This is a genomic window from Streptomyces hebeiensis, from assembly GCF_052983195.1.
Genome location: NZ_CM129812.1, coordinates 5687011 through 5705766 on the forward strand (window position 1 = coordinate 5687011; position 18756 = coordinate 5705766).

8 protein-coding genes and 1 pseudogene are annotated in these 18756 nt (G+C 68.5%); 4 read left to right on the forward strand and 5 right to left on the reverse strand.

Translation table 11 applies throughout. From position 1 onward, the window contains the following. Nucleotides 1-59: 59 nt before the first annotated feature. Nucleotides 60-1166 (forward strand): annotated as a pseudogene (locus ACU6P3_RS24470) (pyridoxal phosphate-dependent aminotransferase); the annotation flags it as partial. Between the two features lie 171 nt (nt 1167-1337). On the opposite strand, the gene ACU6P3_RS24475 reads toward ACU6P3_RS24470, so the two are convergent. Together ACU6P3_RS24475 and ACU6P3_RS24480 are read right to left on the reverse strand one after the other, a co-directional pair. Continuing rightward, nucleotides 1338-2372: an alcohol dehydrogenase catalytic domain-containing protein gene (locus tag ACU6P3_RS24475; protein WP_447194127.1), complete on the reverse strand. Its 1035-nt coding sequence runs from the start codon at nt 2370-2372 to the stop codon at nt 1338-1340. A 198-nt stretch (nt 2373-2570) separates the two neighbouring features. After that, nucleotides 2571-2990, reverse strand: coding sequence for a (R)-mandelonitrile lyase (locus ACU6P3_RS24480; RefSeq protein ID WP_344268736.1), 420 nt, complete (start codon nt 2988-2990; stop codon nt 2571-2573). Between the two features lie 441 nt (nt 2991-3431). Here ACU6P3_RS24480 and ACU6P3_RS24485 point away from each other — a divergent pair, with 441 nt between their 5' ends. From ACU6P3_RS24485 to ACU6P3_RS24495, 3 genes are all read left to right on the forward strand, one after another. Next, nucleotides 3432-7697, forward strand: a complete 4266-nt coding sequence (locus tag ACU6P3_RS24485; protein ID WP_447194128.1) for a LamG-like jellyroll fold domain-containing protein — start codon at nt 3432-3434, stop codon at nt 7695-7697. Between the two features lie 192 nt (nt 7698-7889). Next, nucleotides 7890-14747, forward strand: coding sequence for a polymorphic toxin-type HINT domain-containing protein (locus ACU6P3_RS24490; RefSeq protein ID WP_447194129.1), 6858 nt, complete (start codon nt 7890-7892; stop codon nt 14745-14747). A gap of 8 nt (nt 14748-14755) precedes the next feature. Further along, complete coding sequence (locus ACU6P3_RS24495) at nt 14756-15124, forward strand: hypothetical protein (protein WP_447194130.1); 369 nt, start codon at nt 14756-14758, stop codon at nt 15122-15124. 142 nt (nt 15125-15266) lie between these two features. Here ACU6P3_RS24495 and ACU6P3_RS24500 read toward each other — a convergent pair whose 3' ends face one another. The 3 genes from ACU6P3_RS24500 to ACU6P3_RS24510 are packed head-to-tail and all read right to left on the reverse strand — an operon-like array spanning nt 15267 to nt 18495. Beyond that, nucleotides 15267-16574, reverse strand: a complete 1308-nt coding sequence (locus ACU6P3_RS24500; RefSeq protein ID WP_447194131.1) for a tyrosine-type recombinase/integrase — start codon at nt 16572-16574, stop codon at nt 15267-15269. After that, a complete protein-coding gene (locus tag ACU6P3_RS24505; protein WP_447194132.1) occupies nt 16574-16765 on the reverse strand; it encodes a helix-turn-helix domain-containing protein in 192 nt (63 codons plus the stop codon). The genes ACU6P3_RS24500 and ACU6P3_RS24505 overlap by 1 nt, the downstream gene beginning before the upstream one ends. After that, the gene (locus tag ACU6P3_RS24510) at nt 16762-18495 is read right to left on the reverse strand and encodes a replication initiator (protein ID WP_447194133.1); all 1734 of its coding nucleotides are present in this window, start codon (nt 18493-18495) and stop codon (nt 16762-16764) included. The genes ACU6P3_RS24505 and ACU6P3_RS24510 overlap by 4 nt, the downstream gene beginning before the upstream one ends. Nucleotides 18496-18756: the final 261 nt, after the last annotated feature.

Here is an 18756-nt window from a genome sequence, read left to right on the forward strand (position 1 = left end):
TGTCCCAGTCCCCCGAAGCGGGCATCCTGCGCAGTGCCGCGCACAGCCCGTCCTGGGCCATGCTGAGCCGCCTCACGCCGAGCGCTCCGAGCATCCCGGCCGAGGTTTCCGAACCGCAGGCGGGGCGCGAGCTCCGGGCTCACACTCCCCAGCCGCCGCGCGAGCGGGTCGACTTCTGCATTCCGTGCAACCCGTACTTCCCGACGCCGGACATGTTCGCCCGCATGCGCGGCTCTCTGGAGACGATCCTCAAGTACTACCCGAGCGACGCCGACACGGTCACCGCCGAACTCTGCTCGGTGCTCGGCCTCAACCCGCAGACGGTGGTCATGGGCAACGGCTCCACCGAGCTGATCACCTGGATCGACCACCTGCTCGTACGGGAGAGCCTGGCCATCCCGATCCCCACCTTCGGGCGCTGGACCGACCAGCCGCTGGAGACCGGCAAGCGGGTGGACATGTTCCCCCTGCACGAGGACCAGGACTTCACGCTCGACCTCCAGGAGTACGTCCGCTTCATCCGGCGCCGCGGCTCCCGCGTCGCCGTGATCTGCAACCCCAACAACCCGGACGGCGGCTACCTGCGCCGGCACCAGGTGGTGTGGCTGCTGGACGAGCTGTCGGACCTGGACCTGGTCGTGGTGGACGAGTCGTTCATCGACTTCGTGGACGCCGAACGCGCGCCGTCCGTCGCGGACGAGGCGGCGATCCGGTCAAATGTGATCGTTCTGAAGAGCCTCGGCAAGAACTTCGGTCTGCACGGCATCAGATTCGGCTATATGGTCGCCAACCCCGCCCTGGCGGCGACCGTGCGCAAGGTACTGCCGAAGTGGAACCTCAACTCCTTCGCGGAGTACGTCGTCTTCATGCTCAGGGAGTACGGCGTCGAGTACCACCAGAGCCTCGCGCTGCTCTCCCGCGACCGCGCCAACATGGCCCAGGCGCTGGCCGCGATCCCCGAACTCGTCGTCTTCCTCTCGCAGGGAAACTTCCTGCTGGTCAAGCTGCCCGACGGCATCGACGGCGCGGTCCTGCGCGACCGGCTGCTCACCGAGCACGGTGTCTTCATCCGCGAGTGCGGCAACAAGCTGGGCAGCAGCAGCCAGTTCCTGCGCCTGGTGGTCCGCCCGCACGAGGACGTCCAGCGCCTGCTCACCGCGCTGCAGGCATGCATGCCGACGGGCCCGACCGGTCTGGCCCGCCGGTCCGAGCCCAGACACGTCGCGGCGGCGCCGGCCCCGTCCCCGTCCCCCCAGGTCCCGGCGCTGATCCCGGCGCGGTGACGCCGTACGACCGGCTCCGCCGGTGCCGTACGACCGGTGGCCGGTCGCCCTTGGTCAGGGAGTGAGGATGACCTTGAGCGCTTCCCGCTGGTCCATGGCCCGGTAGCCCTCGGGGGTCTGCTCCAGGGGGAGGGTGCGGTCGAAGACGCGGCCCGGTTCGACGGTGCCGTCCAGGACGCCGGGCAGCAGGGGCTCGATGTAGGCGCGGGCGGGCGCCGGGCCGCCGGTGAGGGTGACATTGGGGCCGAAGAGGCTGCCGAAGCCAATGGGCGCGTCCTCGTACTGGGGCACACCGACGCGGCTGATGACGCCGCCGGGCCGGACGGCGCCGACAGCCATCTCGTAGGCGGGCATGTGGCCGACGGCCTCCAGGACGGCGCGGGTGCCGTGGCCGCCGGTCAGCTCACGGACCCTGGCGATGCCTTCCTCGCCGCGTTCGGCGACGACGTCGGTGGCCCCGAAGTAGCGTCCGAGGTCGGTGCGGTCCTTGTGCCGGCCCATGAGGATGATGCGCTCGGCCCCGAGCTGCTTGGCCGACAGGACGGCGAGCAGGCCGACGGCGCCGTCGCCGATGACGGTGACCGAGTCGCCCGGCTCGACGCGGGCCCGGTGGGCGGCGTGGTGGCCGGTGGCGTACACGTCGGCGAGGGTCAGCAGGGACGGCAGCAGCCTCTCGTCGACGTCCTTGGGGAGCCGGACCAGGGTGCCCTGGGCCTGGGGGACGCGTACGGCCTCGGCCTGGGCGCCGCCGACACCGGCGGCGAAGAAACCGCCCTGGGGGCAGGAGGTGTGCAGGCCCTCGCGGCAGAACTCGCAGGTGTTGTCGGCGAACGCGAACGGCGCCACCACGAGGTCGCCGCGCCTGAAGCCGGAGACCTCGGAGCCGACGTCCTCGACCGTGCCGAGGAACTCGTGTCCCATGGGCACGGGCCCGTCGGCGGCGGACATGGTGTGGTACGGATGCAGGTCGCTGCCGCACACGCAGGAGCGCACGACGCGCACGATCGCGTCGGTGGGCCGCTCGATGACCGGGTCGGGCGCGTCCTGGACGCGTACGTCGCCGGCTTTGTACAAGAAGGTGGCTCGCATGGGGACGACTCGCTTTCTTCTCGTGTGGGTTCTCGGCGCTCGGCCGTCGGGACGAGCACGTACGGGCGGCGGTGCCGGGCGGCGGACCGCCAATGATCTCTGACGTGCCCCGTATTCCTCGCAGTTGGCGCTCGAGTCGCAGTCGACGCCCGAGCGGAACCGGACCGGCCGGAACCGGACCGGGCGGGGCGTGGTGGCTCAGTGGTCGCGGGTGCGCGCGGCGCGGTACTGCTCGTCGGTGACCTTCTCCAGCCAGGTGGTCTCCGGCCGGTCGTCGCCGGGCGCCGGGGCCTCCCACAGCGCCAGGTGCTCCATGAAGCGGTCCGCGACGGCGCCGTGCCAGTGATCCTCGCCGGGCGGACAGGTCACCGTCTCGCCGGGACGGGCCTCGAACACGGTGCCGTCGCGGGTCCCGATCAGGGCGGTGCCCGCGACGACGTGCAGGGTCTGGCCGACGGCGTGCCGGTGCCAGGCGGTGCGGGCGCCGGGGGAGAAGCGGACCATGTTGGCCCGCAACCGGGACGGCTCGGTCCCGGCGTGGAGGACGTCGAACCACACGTCCCCGGTGAACCAGTCCTCCGGGCCCTTCCCGGTGGCCTGCCGTTTCACGAATTCCATCGCGCACCGTTCCTTTCCGGCGTCACATCACCCAGCGCCTTCCGCGCCCTCCGCGCCTTCCGGGCGGGGGATTCCCTTTCCGTCACGGCTGTTTTTCCTGACGGTCGCTGTTCCAGGATCACACTCGGGCGGGCGGGCTGCCGTGCAGGGGACGGTCCCCTCCCGGGCGACCTCGTCCCTGCGCAGCCCGACCACCCGGCGCCGACCAGCATCTTCCGGCCGCCCCCTCGGAGGGACGGGCGCGTGGAGAGACAAATTCCGCCATCCTCTTGATCGCTATTGACAACTCTGTGCTACCCCGCGATAACTCCGCGAAGTTGTGTGATTTGCGTGAAGGCTGGGGCGGGGTTCGTGGGTGAGGTGGGGGAGATTCGTGCTGTCCGGGTGCGGAGACGTCAGGGCGGTCGGTCGAGGTGGGGAGCGGTGGCGTGTGGTGTGGTGATGGCACTGTCGGCAGCGCTCGTGCCGGCTACCGCCCTTCCGGCCGTGGCGGCGCCGCAGCCGGAGCGTTCCGAGAGTTCCGCTCGCAGCGCTGGGGGGAGCGGTGAGGGGAGCACGGAGCCGGCCCTGACCACCGACGAGGCACTCGCCGAGGCGAAGCGTTCCGGAAAGCCTGTCGAGGTCGGCTCGGCCAGGGGCGAGCGCCGAGACCTGTTCGCCCAGCCGGACGGCTCGCTGGAGGCGCGGGAGTACCTGCGTCCGGTGCGCGCCCGGGTCGGCGGCGAGTGGAAAACGGTCGACACCGAGCTGGCGAAGAGCGTGGACGGAGCGGTCGCCCCGCAGGCGAGCACGGTGGGGCTGCGGTTCTCCGGGGGCGGTGACGGGCCCCTGGTACGGATGGAGAAGGCCGGACGCGAAGTGGCACTGTCCTGGCCGGACGCACTGCCGGCACCGGAACTGGACGGTGCGACGGCCACGTACCGCGAGGTGCTGCCGGGAGTGGACCTGCGGATGGGGGCGCAGGAGGACGGCTTCACGCAACTGCTCGTGGTGAAGTCGGCCGAGGCGGCGGCCAGTGAGAAGCTCGCGGCTCTCCGTCTGGGACTCGCAGCCGAGGGTGTGGACGTGCGGGAGACGGCGGAGGCCGGTCTGGAGGCGGTCGACCAGGGCGCGAAGGGCGCGGTGTTCGAGGCGCCGAAGCCGATGATGTGGGACTCCAGCGCCCCTGCCGACGAGGACGCCCGGTCCGCCCGGACGGCCACGTCCGAGAATGCCACCGCCACGGATGCGGGCACGGGAGCGAGTGGGGCGGACAGTGCGACGGAACCTGGGGCGGGCGAGACGGGCAAGCTCGCCGCCGTCGACGTGGACGTTCCCGCCACCGGCGACGCGCTGGTCCTGACCCCGGACGCGGATGTGCTGACCGGTGAGGACACGGTGTATCCGGTGTTCATCGACCCACAGTGGTACTCGCCCAGGGCCTCGGCCTGGACGATGGCGTCGGAGTACTGGGCGTCGTCCCCGCAGTGGAAGTTCAACGGCGAGTCGACCGCCGGCATGGGCTTCTGCAACTGGTCCTACTGCAAGCCGAACGACACCAAGCGGCTCTTCTACCGGATCCCGACATCGCAGTTCGCGGGGAAGTCCGTCCTGAGTGCCGAGTTCGTGGTCCGGAACACCTGGTCCGCCTCGTGCGACGCGCGCTCCGTGGAGCTGTGGCGGACGAAGGACATCTCGTCGTCCACGACATGGAACTCGCAGAAGGCCGCGGGCTTCTGGATCAAGGAACTGTCGTCGCGGTCGTTCGCCCACGGCTACGAGGGCTGCTCGGCCAAAGATGCCGAGTTCGACGTGAAGTCCGCCGTGCAGGAGGCCGCGAACGGCAAGTGGTCGACCATGACGTTCGGGCTGCGGGCGGCGAGCGAGTCCGACGCCTACGGCTGGAAGCGGTTCTCGGACAAGGCGTTCCTGCGGGTGAAGTACAACCGGCCGCCGCCGCAGATCAAGATGGACCAGCTGGCGATGGAGTACGGCGGTACCTGCAAGAAGCCGGCGAGCGCCGCCCGGGTGCGCACCCTCGGCAAGATCTACGCGAACAACGTCACCGACCCCGACGGGGACAACGTCTCCGTGCAGTTCCAGGCGTCGTGGGACACCGGGGACGGCAAGGGCATGGTCGCCCGCTGGAGTCCGTCCCGTACCTCGGCCAAGAAGTCCGGTTCGAGCTTCGTGGTGAGCCTGCCGTCCTCGATACCGAAGAACAAGCAGGTCGCGTGGTACGCGCGCTCCTACGACGGTGCCCAGTACTCACCCTGGTCGACCGCCGGTGACCCGACAGGCTGCTACTTCACCTACGACACCAGCGTTCCGAAGGCCCCCACGATCAACTCCGGTGACTATCCGGCCTCCGACCCGGAGAACCCGGAGGATCCCTGGCTGGACGGAGTCGGCAAGTACGGTGCGTTCGAGCTGAAGGGCGCCGACGGTGACGTAACGAAGTACTGGTACGGCGTCAACGGCGACCCGACGTCGAAGAACACCGTGACCACCACCGGCGGCGCGGCGAAGACCGTGCGGGTCCTGCCGTCCGAGCCGGGCCTGAACTTCCTCACGGCCCAGGCCTTTGACACGGCCGGCAACGGCAGTGAGATCCGCACGTACCAGTACCGGGTCAAGGCGGGTCAGCCGGAGAAGGCCACCTGGGCGCTGGACGATCCGCCCGGCGCGGCAGAGGCCCAGGGCGTGGGCGGTACGCGTGTCGCCGAGTTGCGCGGCGGCGCGACCCCGGGTGTCCCGGGCCAGATCGGAACGGCGGTGTCGTTCGACGGTGTCGACGACTACGCGCAGACCGACATTCCCACCGTGGCCACGGAGACCGGATTCTCCGCCGCGGCGTGGGTGAAACTGTCGAAGATGCCGGACGCCGCCGCGATCGTCGCCGCGCAGCCCGGTAACCACAGCCCCAGCTTCGAGCTCTACTACTCCAAGTCCTACGACCGGTGGGTGTTCAACCAGTACACCTCCGACTCACCGACCGCGGGCGCCGTACGAGCCATGAGCGCGACCCCGGGCGACGCGAAGGCCGGGGAGTGGACGCACCTGGCGGGCACCTACAGCTCGGCCTCGAAGGAGCTGAAGCTGTACGTCCAGGGCAAGCTGGTCGGCACCACCACACACTCCACTCCATGGGACGCGCGACGGGGCCTGCAGATCGGGTCCGGTTCCTACAGTGGGAAGCCCGACTCGTTCTTCCCCGGAACCATCGACGACGTACGGATCTACGACAAGCCGATCTCCGAGACCGAAGTCGCCAACCTGCACCAGAAGCAGCCCATCGGCGCGGGCCGTCCGGCCCGCGCGGTCTTCCCGATGGACGAGCCTGCCGACGCCACCCGGATCACCGGCCGCGCCGATGTGTATCCGGCGGTCCTCAAGGGCGGTGCCACTCCGGGACAGCCCGGTGTGGCCGGTAAGGCACTCACTCTCGACGGCAAGGACGATCACGCCGTCGCCGGCGCGCCGCACCTGAACAACCAGCGCAGTTTCACCGTCTCGGCCTGGGCGAAGCTCCCCAAGGCCAAGCCCGACCACGCCGCGATCATCGCGACGCAGGCAGGAGTGCACAAGTCGGGGTTCGAGCTGTACTACTCCAGCGCCTACGACCGGTGGGTCTTCAACCAGTTCATCTCCGACACCTCGGACTCGGGCGCGATCCGGGCCATGCAGGCCGAGGGCAAGACCGCGTACGGCGGTGAGTGGACCCACCTGGTGGGCGTGCACGACACGGTCGCCGACCAGCTGACCCTGTACGTCAACGGGGTCGAAGCGGGGCGGGCAGACGTCTCCCAAACCTGGTACGCCGGGGGCCCGGTCCAGATCGGCGCGGGCTCCTACGAGGGCAAGCCCGGCTCGTTCTTCCCCGGTCAGATCGACGACGTACGGCTCTTCGACCGGCCGGTCTCGGCGGACGAGGTACGGCAGCTGTTCAAGCGCAGTGCGGTGCTCAAGGGGCGGTGGAGCTTCGAGGAAGCCACCAGCGGTACGTCGCCCACCACGCCCGACCTGTCCGAGGAGAAGAACCCCATGACGCTCTCCGGAGGAGCGGCGCTCGGGGCGGGAATGATCGGCGACGGGGGGCTCCAACTGGACGGGGTGAACGCCTCAGCGGCGACAGGCCTCGTGCCCGTCGACACCAGCGCCAGTTTCACGGTCACCGCGTGGGCGCAGGCCGCGGCACTGCCCGAGCGCCCCACCGTGGTGGTGAGCGGCGAAGGCACGAGCCGCAGCGCGTTCTCGGTGCGTTATGTCCCGGACGGGAAAAACACGGAAGGGCAGGGACGCTGGGAGCTGGAACTGCCGGACGAGGACAGCTCCAAGGCTTCCGTGAAGCGCGTGGGCAACAGCGAGTTCTTCGACCTGCGGGACTGGAACCACCTGGCCGTGGTGTACGACGGATTCGCCAAAGAGGCCCGCCTGTATGTCAACGGCCGGCTCCAGGAGAGCGCGTGCGGCGACCAGGACGGCGACGGCCAGGCAGACGACGTCGCATGCGAGGACCTGATCGCGTGGGCCGATGACGTGCTGACGTTCAAGGCCGGCAAGTCCCTCCAGGTGGGCAGGGCCAAGACGGACGGCGCCTGGGGCGAGTACTTCTCGGGCTCGGTCGACGACGTCTGGGCGTTCCAGGGTGCCCTTGAGGAGCGCCAGATCGAGCAGCTGGCCAGGACATGGTTCGAGCTGCCGACCGAGGTGCCCTCCGGCGACTGACCTCAAGTGGCCGCGCCCGGCAGGTTTCCGGGCGCGGCCAGTTCAACATCCCGTTCCTTTTCATTGACGGTCCGCGTCGGGCCTGCCCCATGGGCTTCCGGCGCCCGGCAGCGATGGATACCACACATGAGAAGAACTCGCTTCGCCCAGTTCCCTCGATCCAGATCCGGCTCTCTGCTCCGACGCACGTCCATGGCGCTGTCCGTGGTCATGATCGGCACCATCCTGCAGAACGCCGCGATACCCGCCCCGGCGGTGGCGGACAGCAACCTCCCCGGCCCGCCCGCGTCGGAGAAACCGGTGCCCGGGACGTACGGCGGCAAGAGCGTCCCTCGTGAGACTCCGCAGGAGCCCAAGGGACCCAAGGCGCCTCCTCGCGCGGAGTGGCCGGGAGCCGTCACCCGGACGGTCACGGTGACGCCGGCGGAGAACGGCGGCGCCGCACGGTTCACCGAGGTCAAGAACACGCCTCTGGGTATCGCGGCGGCCATGCGATCCGGTGCGGCAGCGCCGAGCTCGGCACGAGGCACCCGCGAACAGACCGAGCCTGCCGCTGTCGAAGCGCGCGTCCACGATCGCGGGGAGGCTGAGAAGGCCGGTGTGAAGGGCCTGCTGTTCTCCCTTCAACTCAAGCCGGCTACGGCGGCCACGGCGGAGAAACGAAGCGCGACCGCCCCCGCCCCCGACTCCACGCCGACGCCCACCTCCGTGGCACTCACCGTTGACTACGGGGACTTCGCCGGCGCCTTCGGCGGCTCGTACGCCTCCCGGATGCGGCTGGTACAGCTGCCCGCCTGCGCGCTGACCTCCCCGGCCAAGGACGCCTGCCGTACCGCGACACCCGTCGCCGCCACCAACGACACCGTCAAGCGGACACTCACGGCGAAGTCGCTCAGCCTCCCGGCCGGTACGCCGACGGTTCTCGCGGCGGCGGCCGACACGGACGGCGACAAGGGGGACTACAAGGCCACCTCGCTCGCGCCCTCGGCCTCGTGGAGCACGAACCTCAACACCGGTGACTTCAGCTGGTCGTACGACATGCCGACGCCGGACGTGCCCGGCGGCCTGGCGCCGACGGTCGGTCTCTCCTACTCGTCGGCCACGATCGACGGCCGCGCGGGCGGCACCAACAACCAGGCGTCCTGGGCCGGTGACGGCTTCGACCTCTGGCCCGGTTTCATAGAGCGCCGGTACAAGCCGTGCGCGGACGACGGGCAGAAGAACGCCGACGGCAACAAGCCGGGTGACCTGTGCTGGGCGTACGACAACGCCTTCCTCACCTTCAACGGCAAGGGCGGTGAACTGGTGCCGCTCGGCGGTGACGAGTTCAAGCTGAAGCAGGACGACGGCACCAAGATCACGCGCCTGAAGTCCACTGACCGTGGCAACGGGGACAACGACGGCGAGTACTGGCGGCTGACCGTGCCCGACGGTACCCGCTACTACTTCGGCTACCACCGGCTCCCGGGCTGGACCGAGGGCAAGGAGGCCACGGACTCCACCTGGACGGTCCCCGTCTACGGCAACAATTCGGGCGAGCCCTGCCACGCTTCCGACTTCGCCGGCTCCTGGTGCCAGCAGGCCTGGCGCTGGAACCTCGACTACGTCGTCGACCCGCACGGCAACGCGATCGGCTACCACTACACCAAGGAGTCCAACTCCTACGGCCGTAATCTGAAGAAGGACGACGACACCCCGTACACCCGTGGCGGCCACCTCGACCGCATCGACTACGGCGTGAAATCCGACCGGATGTACGCGGACAAGCCGCAGGCCCAGGTCGTCTTCGGCAACGCCGAACGCTGCCTCCCCGTGTCGGGTGTCACCTGCGCCGAGTCCACCATCGACGACAAAGCGCCGTATTGGTACGACACTCCCTGGGACCTGAACTGCAAGGCGGGTACGGCCTGCGACGACGGCCGGCTGTCGCCCTCCTTCTGGACCCGGAAGCGCCTGACCGACGTCATCACGCAGACCCTCAAGGCCGACGGCACCTACGCGCAGGTGGACTCCTGGAAGCTCGGTCACAAGTGGGGCATGGCGGACACCGACTACCAGCTGCTGCTCGACTCCGTCCAGCACACCGGCCAGTCCGCGACCCCGGCCATCACCCTTCCGAAGACCACCTTCGCCTACACCCAGCTGGAGAACCGGCTGGACAAGACCGGCGACGGATTCGCGCCGTTCATCAAGGACCGCCTGTCCACGGTCGCCGACGAAATGGGCGGTCAGGTCGACGTCAACTACTCGGCTCCGACCTGCGACTGGAACGCGCTGCCGACACCGCAGACGAACACGACCCGCTGTTTCCCGCAGTACATCGGTGGCGACAGCTCGGACGACCCCGAGCGGCAGTGGTTCAACAAGTACGTCGTCACCTCCACGACCACCACGGACCGCATGGGCGGCGCACCCGACGCGGTGACCACGTACCAGTACCTGGGCAGCGCGGCCTGGCACTTCGACGACGACGACGGCCTGACCAAGGAGAAGCACCGCACCTGGTCCCAGTGGCGCGGATACGGTCAGGTCCGCGTCCAGACCGGCGGCCAGGGCGGCGCGTCGGCTCTGAAGTCCCAGCAGGACACGTATTTCCTGCGGGGCATGGACGGCGACCGCAAGGACACGAGCGGTGGCACCAAGGCCGTGACGGTTTCCCTCGCCGAAGGGGAAGGCGACCCGATCACCGATCACTCATCGGCGGCAGGCTTCAGCTACAAGACGGTCACCTTCGACAAGCCCGGCGGCAAGGTCCTCGCCAAGTCGGTCAGCCGCCCCTGGCACCACGAGACGGCGAAGAAGGTACGCGACTGGGGCACGGTGACCGCCAACTTCACCGGCTCCTCCAGCACCAAGGAGTGGACGTCCCTCGACAAGGGGGCGGGCAGTGCGTGGCGCACCACCTCCACTGCGACCAAGCAGGACACCGTCGCGGGACGCGTGATCCAGGTCGACGACTTCGGTGACACGACCACGTCGGACGACAACCAGTGCACCCGCACCACCTACGCCACGAGCGCCGACGACACCATTCTCACCCTGCCCTCCCGTGTCGAGACCGTCGCGAAGGCGTGTGACGCCACGGTCGACCGATCCAAGGACGTGATCTCCGACGTCCGTACCGCCTACGACGGCGGTGCCTACGGGGCCGTACCGGCCAAGGGCGACGTGACGGCGACGGCGACGCTGAAGAACCACGACGGGACCAAGGCCACCTACCTGGAGTCCGGCGCCACCTACGACGGATACGGGCGTGGGCTGACGAGCACCGACCTGACCGCCGACGTCACCGTCAGCGGCGACGGCGCGCCCGTACGCACCGCACGCGCCGACGGCCGTACCACGACCACCGCCTACACACCGGCCACCGGTCTGCCCACCCAGGTCAAGACCACCACCCCGCCCGCGAAGGCCGGTGACGCGTCAACCGCGCTGACCACCACTCAGGACCTGGGACCTCGTAACCTTGTGCTGACGGAGACCGACGCCAACGGTCGTGTCACCAAGTCCTCGTACGACGCGCTCGGCCGCACCACCAAGGTCTGGCTCGCGGACCGGCGCAGTGACCAGACTCCCAGCCGCGAATTCGTCTACCGCGTCGAGGAGGGCAAACCCGCGGCGGTCGCGACCAAAGTTCTGAACAATAACGGTGGTCAGGTCACCTCGTGGACCATCTACGACGGTTTCTTGAGGGAACGCCAGACTCAGACTCCGGGGCCGGACGGTGGAAGCGTTCTGACGGACGTCTTCTACGACGAGCGTGGCCTGGCCGCCAAGACATTCGCTCCGTACTACGCGACCGGTAAACCGACCTTCACCCTGTTCAAACCCGAGAACGCGCTGTCGGTCGAGACCCAGACCCGCACCAGCTTCGACGGCCTGGGCCGTCCGACGGAAACCCGTCAGATCGCCGGCAACGGCGACGGCGGCACCGTACTCGCCACCACCACGACCAGCTACGGCGGCGATCGCACGACTGTCATCCCGCCGGTCGGCGGGATCGCCACCACCACGCTGACGGACGTCAGAGGCCGCACCACCGAACTCCGCCAGCACCATGAGCGCAGCGCGAGCGCGCCGTACGACACCACGTCCTACGCGTACACAGCCCGCGGCGAGACGGAGAAGGTGACCGGCCCGGCCGGCAGCACCTGGAGCTACACGTACGATCAGCTCGGCCGGAAGATCAAGGACGTCGACCCCGACAAGGGCACCACGACGAGCGCGTACGACGACCGTGGACAGCTGACGTCCACGACCGATGCTCGTGGCACGACGCTGGTCAACCTCTACGACAACCTCGGTCGTAAGACAGCGCTCCGCGAGGGCACGTCGACCGGCACTCTGCGCGCCGCATGGGTGTACGACACCGTCAGCAACGCCAAGGGACAGCTCGCCGAAGCCACGCGGTATGTGGGAGGCGAGGCGTACACGTCCCGGGTCACCGAATACGACAGGCTCTACCGGCCCAAGAAGACCGCGGTGGTCATTCCGGCCGCTGAAGGAAAGCTGCAGGGCACCTACCAGACGGGGATGGCGATTGAGCCTTCCGGCCTGCTCGTTGCCACCAGTTACTCGTCGGCCGGGTCGCTCCCCGGTGGCTCGATCCTCTACGACTACGACGACGCGACACTGCGGCTGAACGCCGTCCGCGGCGACGGGTCGGTGGGTGCCATCAATTACAGCCTGACCGGCAAGCCGTTGCAGTACTCCATGTACCAGTCCGGTGGCGGCAAGAAGACACAGGTCACCAACACGTACGAGTGGGGGACGCAACGTCTGGCCACGTCACGGGTGGACCGTGAGGAGCAGAACGGCGTCGATCGTTTCCTCACTTACCGGTACGACGAGGTCGGCAACGTCCTGTCCCTGTCGGACGTGTCGCGCACCGGAACCGACAATCAGTGCTTCACCTACGACTACCTCGCCCGCCTGACCGAAGCCTGGACCCAGAACACCACATCCTGTTCGCCGACGCCGGCAGGGGGTGCGATCGGCGGCCCGGCTCCGTACTGGCACAGCTACACCTACGACAAGGCGAGCAACCGCGCCACCGAGACACAGCACAGCACGACCGGTGACAGCACCAAGGACGTCAAGCGGGCCTACACCTACCCGGGCCAGGGCAAGCCGCAGGCCCACTCCCTGACCTCGGTCACCACCACCGGCGCTTCGGGCACCACCACCGACGCGTACGCCTACGACAAGGCCGGCAACACCACCGCCCGGCCCGGCCAGCAGCTCGACTGGGACGCGGAAGGCCACCTGGCCAAGGTCACGGAGGGCACCAAGACCACCGAATACCTCTACGACGCCGACGGCAACCGCCTCATCGGCCGTACCCCGACCGAGACCACGCTCTACCTCGGCCACACCGAAATCACCCTCACCAAGGGCGCCGACAAGCCCAAGGCCACCCGCTACGCCGACATCAGCGGCGGACACACGGCCGTCCTCAACGACGACCGCACCACCACCTTCACCATCGGCGACCACCACGGCACCGGCCAACTCGCCGTCAAAGCCGCCGACCTGAGCATCACCCAGCGCCGCACACTCCCCTTCGGCGCTATCCGAGGCGACGCGCCCACATCCTGGCCCGGCACGAAGGGCTTCGTCGGCGGCACCGACGACACCAAGGCCACCGGCCTCACCCACCTCGGCGCCCGCGAGTACGACCCCACCACCGGCCGCTTCATCAGCGTCGACCCGCTCCTCCAGACCGACATCCCGCAAACCCTCAACGGCTACACCTACGCGGCCCAGAACCCCCACACCAACACCGACCCCAGCGGCCTCGGCCTTGCCTGCGGTGGTGCCGGCGGATCGACCGAGGCCTGCCCCACGACCGCAGAGGGAAAGCCCGGCAACGGACGTCCCGGCGAAGCTGTCAAGTGCAAATGGGAATGTGGAAGCTGGCAGTCGGAAGGTAATTCGGCGGCGGACCTCAACAATGACGGATATGTGAATGTGTTTCCGGGGGTCACAATCCCCAAGAAGTGGGAGTGGTCCCCGAAGATCACGCGAGCTTTCATCGCGGATTTTTACTCCCGTATTGAAAACGTGTGCAGCGGATTCGGTGGCGGGGTAAACTGCATGGTCGAATATCCGGACGGATATCAAATTGCTATTAACGCGTTTTTCGCGTGCGGCGCCGCTCATTGTGCCAACAGGCGAGAGTTGTGGGCGAACGCTAAGCGTGCTGTGACGCCGGAGATGGCGGCGATGGGGCCGGGGGCTGGCGTAAGGGGAATCGGAAGGAAACTCGGGTCCAGGGCGGGCTGCACTCAGTGCTTCCTGGCCGGTACCGACGTCCTCATGGCCGACGGAAAAACCAAGGACATTGAGGACGTCGAAATCGGGGACAAGGTCCTCGCGACGGACCCTGAAACCGGCGAGTCGGGTTCCCGTACGGTAACCCGGTTGATCGTCACCGAGGATGACAAGCACTTCAACAAGCTGTCGATCGCCACAGGCGACGGAATCGAAACCCTGACGGCTACGCACGAGCATCCCTTCTGGTCCCCCTCGGAGCAAGATTGGGTCGAGGCATCTGACCTCACACCTGGCATGACCCTGCTCGCCGATGACGGCACAACCGTCATCGTCACCGCCAACCGCGCCTTCACCAAGCACGCCCGCACTTACAACCTCACCGTGGAAGACCTCCACACGTACTATGTGCTGGCGGGCTCGACGCCGGTCCTGGTTCACAACAGCAACTGCGATGTTCCCTCAGGTTCTCTTCAGGGGCAGAAGCTCGCCGACCAGTTGCGTAAGGAGTCGGCCAGCTCTCCCTTCACCCCAGGTGGGTTCTTGGAGCCTGAAGCCATCGCGAACTCCAGGATGATCATGCGTGGGAGTGAGATGAATAATAAGGCCCTGAGGGCGAGATTCGAGGAGCGTGGCGGTATTTCGCAGTGGGGCAAGTACAGTACCGACACCCACCAGAGCCCCTACGGCGACTATCAGGTGCATTACTACATGAATCGCACATCGGGTGAGGTCATGTACGGGTTCGACTACAAGGTCGTCATGAATCGCCGCTAGGAGGCCGCGTGAAGGTGAGATTCGTCGGTGCTGAAGGGGCTGACCGCAGCATTCGCCAAGGCTCGCACGTCCTGCGTCCTGGTCGTGAGTACGTAGTTCTGGGCGTTGAATGCCAAGCAGATGGTCCGAATTATTTCCGGATTGAGTCCAGGCCGGACGAATTGCCTCCGCTACTCGACTCTCGCCTCTTCGAGGTGGTCGATGCGCAAATTAGCACGCTCTGGACCGTTCGAATCGGATGGGACGGCTCGGTGTCGATGGAGCCGGACGAGTGGCAAGGAGAGGGCTTCTGGGAAGACTTCACCAATCATGATTCGCGCGCTATAGAGATTTACGAGCGCTGCAGAGATCACCTGCTGGCAAGTGGGGGAAAATAGCCCAATCCCCTGTCGGGTTCACGCCGAACCTTGGGTAGGTCGATGAAACCGATGGCGATTCGCATATGCGAATCGCCATCGGTTTGGCTTGGGTGTTTTAGGTTAGTTCGTTCCTGCCTGACGGCAGTAGTTGACGGCAACGTCAGCGGACAAGGGCCGCGCAGGGCGGCCGTTCGTCACCGTCGGCGCTGACCGTTTCGGCGATCGCCGGGCTGCCGAGGGTGGTGCTGAGGGTGTCGATGGCGTCTCGCTGGAGGCGGAGCCGGACGTGGGCGTAGACGGTGGCTGTGACGCCGATGTGGGCGTGGCCGAGGAGTTCCTTGATGACGACGAGTTCGACTCCCTGTTCCAGGAGCAGGGTGGCGGTCGAGTGGCGGAGGTCGTGGAAGCGGATGCGGCGGAGGCCGGCCTTGCGGAGGAGCGTCGTGAAGGTCCGGGTGAGGTTGGTCGGGTCGATCGCCCTTCCCTGCGGCGTGGTGAACACGTACCCGTTGTGCTGCCACTCGGCGCCTGCCGTGTCACGGTCGCGCTGCTGCTCTTCGTGGTGGCGTTTCAGCGAGCGGAGGCAGCGGGCGGGGAGGGCGATGCGGCGTTCGGAGGCCCGCGTCTTGGTGGGCAGCGTGGTGAGTCCGCCGGTGCCGGTGCGCTGAAGGGTGCGGCGGATGGCGGCGGTGCCCGTGTCGAGGTCGAGGTCCTCCCAGCGCAGGCCGAGGAGTTCGCCCTTGCGGAGTCCGGTGTGGAGAGCGAGTTCGAACAGCGCGTGCAAGCGGTGTTCGTGCGCGGAGGTGAGGAACTGGCGGGCTTCGTCGGCGGTGAGGGGTTCGAAGCGGCGGGGGCGAGGTGTGCCGGTACGGACGTTGCGGGCGACGTTGCGCGGGATCTCCTCCTCACGTACCGCGTGCTCCAGGGCGGACTTGAGGACGGAGTGCACGTAGGCCAGGGTCAGCGGTGAGAGCCGCCTTGCGCAGCATCTTCCGGCGGCGCAGCAGAGGGGCTCATCGCGGTCGGTGTCGAGGCCACGCGTGCAGCACTGGCAGGTGGTGCGGAGCTGGTTGAGCCAGGTGCGCACGTCCTTGGCGGTGAGCTTGGCGAGCTTCTTCCGCCCGGGGCCGGGGATGAGGTAGAGCCGGGCGACGGCGGTGTAGCGGGTGTGGGTGTTCTCGCGGAGCTGGTGAACGGCGACAGCGTCGAGCCAGTACGTCAGGTACGCGGCCACGCTGCCCTGCGCGGAGGGCACGGGGAGGCCGCGGTTGCTGGCGGCGATCTTCTCCGTGAGCTTCGCCAGGGCCTCCTTTCTGGTGGTGCCGTAGACACGGACGCGCTTGCGGGTGTTGCCGGGGGCGAGGACGTATCCGGCGGCTTCCCAGCGGCGGTCCTTGCGCTGGTAGACGGTTCCGTCGCCGTTGGCGCGGACGCGGCGGGAGGCGGGGGTATCGCGGGGTGTGGCCATCAGGCGGCGGCTTCCTGGTCGAGGCGGGTGTGGATGAAGTCGGTGAGGGCGTGGGCGGGGATGCGGCGGGCGCGGCCGAGGGTGATGGAGGGGAGTTGGCGGGTGCGGATGAGGTCGTAGACGGCGGTGCGGCCGAGTTGGAGGCGTTGCATGACCTGGGGGACGGTGAGGAGTTCCGTGCCGGCGGTCACGTGACGGCGCCCGTCAGGTCGGCACCGGTCGGCCGGTCAGTGGAGTGACCGACCGGGTGACCGGCGGAGTGACCGACGCGGTCACCGGAACGCGCCGAGCGCCGAGTTCGGAGCGGTTGCCGGGGCCGGGTTTGTCGCGTCGCGGTCAGGAGGTTGGCGAGGTGTTCGAGTTCGGGCAGGAGGCCGGTTCCGGCGTACTGCCAGTGGGAGACAACCAGGGTCGTGTCCGAGTCCACGTGCTGACCGGCGATGTTGCGGTGACCGGGGGGCAGGTCAGTGGGGTGTCCGGCGCGTTCACCGACCGGCCTGCCGTCCGTCTGACCGGCCTGCGGCTCAGCCGACGCCGGGGCTGGGGTCTGGGTGTCGGGTCGGCGGGTTCGCCAGGCGGTGCGTTCGGCTCGGAGGTGGGCGAGGGTGGTGGAGTAGTGGCGGGTGCGGGTGGAGAAGTGGCCTCGGAAGCCGAGCATGTGGGCCCATTGGCGCAGGCGGAGGTGGGCGTGCCGGCGGTTGGTGGCGAGGTGCCAGGCTGTGTGGATCATGCGGCGGGCGTGGTCGGTGATGTCGTACTTGGCGAGTTCGGCGAGGAGGCGGAGGCGGCGGTCGAGGGTGCCGGTGGTGGTCTCGGCGCCCTTGGTGGCGTACTTGGCGATGTAGGCGGCGACGTGTCGGTCGGTGACCGGGCCGTCTCCGGTGAAGTCCGTGCCGCGGATCGCGCGGACGTCGATCTGCCGCCCGAACCGGAACACCAACCGCCCCGCCGAATTGGAACCTTGAGGCGAGGAGGCGGGGATGTGTCCGACGGGTTCCGGGTGCTTCGGCGGTTCGCCCTCGTGGTGGACGCGGGTGCGTGTGGCGGCGGCGCGGACGGCGTGGTCGAGGAGCTGGACGGTGGCCCAGGCGGGCGGGGTGCTGCCGGGGCCGGTGGGTCCGTCGAGTCGGATGACGGCGTGGAAGTGGACTTGGCCGCGTTTTTGGTATTCGGCGACCTTGGCGTAGGAGAGTGTGGCGTGGTGACGCAGCGTGCGCTGGGTGAGGCCGGCGGCCTTGGCGATCTCCCGGCGCAGGTGGGTGGTGAAGCGGGCCCACAGGGCCGGGGCGTGCGCGTTCCACAGCACCGCGCCCGTGTAGTCGTACCGCTCGGGGTCGAGCGGGGTGCCCAGCAGCCGGTCGTCGTCGGAGTGGACCTGGGCGCAGTGGCAGCGGTCGGTGTCGGGCTGGTTGTGGACGGGCCCGAAGCCGGGCGCGGTAAGGGTCGCGAACACGCGGGGGTGCGCGGCCACGCTGGTGGGGACGGTTTTTCCGCCGCGCAGTCCGGCGGCGATGAGTTGGTAGGTGTCGTAGCGGTAGACAGTGGAGCAGGCGGGGCAGCGGGTGGCGCGGCGGTTGCCGCAGCGGACCAGCAGTTCGCCCGCCGGAAGTTGACCGGAGTCGAGGTGGTCGAGGATCTCGCCAGTCGCGCTGTCCAGACGGGTGCGGTGCCCGGCGAGGCGGATCGGGAGCGCGCACCCGCCGAGCGTGCTGATTTGTCGTGCGAGGGGTGCGAGGTGGCCGGTGGCGGCGAGCTTCGCCAGCTTGGCGGTGAGCCTGGCGCGGCGCTCCAGTGCCGAATGCCGACTGGCGGACGCGTCGGTGGTGCCGTGTGGTGGGGTGGGCGGCGCGGTTGGTGCGGCGTACCTCCAGGCGGCAGACAGTGTGCTTGCGGGGGGCGGGAGTTGGAGCTGTGCGGGCATGGGTGGATAGCCTTTCGGCGGAAGGCGGAACGTGAGAGGGGCGGCGCGGGGTGCGTGGGCAGGCCGAAGCGTTCGGCTCACAGGGAAACGGGCGCCTCGTGGGTGGGCGCGGACGCCGACCGGCGGGGTCTGGGCGGCGTGGGCGCGGTGGTGATCACCGGCGGGTGCGTGACGTTAACATCGGCCCCCGGGCGCATTTAAGTGCATCCCTCCTCATTCCTTTCTGTGGGCGGCGGGACGCGGGTAGTGTGGGGCCGGTTT

Coding starts and splice junctions, on each gene's coding strand:
- ACU6P3_RS24500 (WP_447194131.1), bottom strand. CDS start 16,574: ATGGCCACACCCCGCGATACCCCCGCCTCCCGCCGCGTCCGCGCCAAC.
- ACU6P3_RS24490 (WP_447194129.1), top strand. CDS start 7,890: ATGGCGCTGTCCGTGGTCATGATCGGCACCATCCTGCAGAACGCCGCG.
- ACU6P3_RS24485 (WP_447194128.1), top strand. CDS start 3,432: ATGGCACTGTCGGCAGCGCTCGTGCCGGCTACCGCCCTTCCGGCCGTG.
- ACU6P3_RS24475 (WP_447194127.1), bottom strand. CDS start 2,372: ATGCGAGCCACCTTCTTGTACAAAGCCGGCGACGTACGCGTCCAGGAC.
- ACU6P3_RS24480 (WP_344268736.1), bottom strand. CDS start 2,990: ATGGAATTCGTGAAACGGCAGGCCACCGGGAAGGGCCCGGAGGACTGG.
- ACU6P3_RS24510 (WP_447194133.1), bottom strand. CDS start 18,495: ATGCCCGCACAGCTCCAACTCCCGCCCCCCGCAAGCACACTGTCTGCC.